The following is a 2,006-nucleotide window of genomic DNA, read 5'->3' as shown; positions in this document are numbered from 1 at the left end:
AATGAGACACGGACATTGTAGATTGTGACAAATATTTACAATACATTTGTTGAGAAGTGGTTGGTCATTATGACGAATAGTTGCCGCATGCGTGCGTTTATGGAACACCGCATGAATAAGTATTTGATGTAGGTTTTGTGCCATTATTTATCGTGTTAGTATGTTGCAAATATAATCAAAATAGTTATTGAATGGTATTATTTCACCATTTTTTCATGTCATTTTTATTCCATTTCTCATTTATCCATTTGGAGTGATGGTGCCATTTACAAAAAGTACAACCCCCAAGGGGGTAGCATTCCACACACCTTGCTCCCCAGGGTAGCCTCCTATCGTCGGCAACCCCGGGCTATCAAGAGTACAACCCCGGTGGGGTTGCCATATCACCAACCATTGATTACCGCGTCACAACGTGGGATATCATCACGCCACCCGATGGGGTTGCCACATCATTGTCCATTTATTATAATTCCACAACATGAGGCGTGACCACATCACCACATTGGATTGCGTGCATCATGAGCATTCATCGCCAGGCCACGGCATAGAGATGGTGCGCGGCAACATGGGGTGTGACCATACCATCGCATGGAATTGCCCCATCAATAGCAGGGGCATGCGCGCGAAAAGGTGCGGGAGAGGTTACCCCGAAGGGGTTATACTTTCGAAAGGGCAGGGTTGATGAGCGCAGCGAAATCTACCCTGTCTGACGATGTTCGCCACAGAATCCTACCCCTTTGGGGTTATACTTTTTTAAATTTCCCCACGTCATTTTCCCATCATCCCCATTTTTATGACCATGTAAATCACGATGATGCAACGCTACGGATGGTTATATGCGATGGATTGGATAGTACACCGAAAGGAAGTACAACCCCCAAGGGGGTAGCTATCCTCATATATCATTATCCAGGGTAGCCTCCTATCGTCGGCAACCCTGGGCTATCGAAAGTACAACCCCGATAGGGTTGCCGTGTCACCAACCATTGATTATCGCGCCACAACCCGGAGATGAGGATAACATTGCATTGGAGTTCATCCATCATAGCCCATTTATCAACACACCATCGCATGGGATATCATCACACCGCCCGTTGGGGGTGAGCTCATCATTAGCATTTGCCACGGAGTGAAATCGCGTAGATGGTATATGGTATTGCCATTTACCAATGAGCGAAATGCGTATACTCCCCACCACATTACCATTCATCAACGAACAAATTTGCACGAATTGTCCACAACACCATAATGCACTATTAAACAATATCATATCTATATCGCCAGACACCCCTATTTTGCACAGCACATAATACGAGGGTTGCACACACAACATGATTACTCATCAATAAATGAAATGGCGCGCATTGCTACGCCATCACCCTCCAGAATCAAATGAAATTATGTGGATTGTACGCAAGGCATTATTCACCTGCATCATAACAAGGTCATTATCGTAGCGTTTGTTAGTCCATCCCCGCCGAAAGCGTCATCTCTTTTGGTGTATAATATGCACTGAGTTTCAATCTTTTTCTATCTTGGCAAACACGATTAAATGGGTTGAAGGCAAGGCGATTCCATGCAGATTGCGGGTGGAGGAATATGTCTGTGAGATAGGATTGTGTGGCGGTTGCGACGCATCATGTCTCCCGATGTATACAAAAGGCAATGTAATTAGCAGGGAAAATGATAGAGATTGTTGGATAAAATGGGTGAGATTGCTTTACAAAAGCATTGCTTTTAGTTGGTAACTAATCAACGAAAATGAAGAGAAATAGAAGTTGATGTAAACTAATTGATAATGAGGAAGAAACAGAACGATTTGCATAGAAGTGCTCTTTTCAAAAAGGGCAGGAATATGTAGATTTAGGCAAAAGTTCAGTTACCAAAGCATTACCTGATTTTGAGATAGGTAACGATGGAGTAATGTTCGGTAACTGAATTATTTTCGCTCGTGTGGCTGTTGCTGCGGTCGGCAGTTTTCTGCATAAGTGAGGAACGCTTTAATT

The 2,006-nt window shown here is 43.7% G+C and carries 1 protein-coding gene; it reads right to left on the bottom strand.

The window, feature by feature from the left end; translation table 11 throughout:
- Positions 1-905 precede the first annotated feature (905 nt).
- Positions 906-1,046 carry a hypothetical protein gene (locus X919_RS16515; RefSeq protein ID WP_155949666.1) on the bottom strand — a complete coding sequence of 47 codons (141 nt, stop codon included), beginning with the start codon at positions 1,044-1,046 and terminating at the stop codon, positions 906-908.
- Between the last annotated feature and the right edge of the window lie 960 nt (positions 1,047-2,006).

It is taken from the genome of Prevotella sp. HJM029, assembly GCF_000599605.1.
In the GTDB taxonomy this organism is placed as follows: Bacteria; Bacteroidota; Bacteroidia; order Bacteroidales; family Bacteroidaceae; genus Prevotella.
Note: the sequence above shows the minus strand (reverse complement) of the source record. Positions and strands in the feature narration are given on the sequence as shown.

Excerpts from the sequence above, each read along its gene's own strand:
- X919_RS16515 (WP_155949666.1), bottom strand. The coding sequence starts at position 1,046 with ATGATGGATGAACTCCAATGCAATGTTATCCTCATCTCCGGGTTGTGG.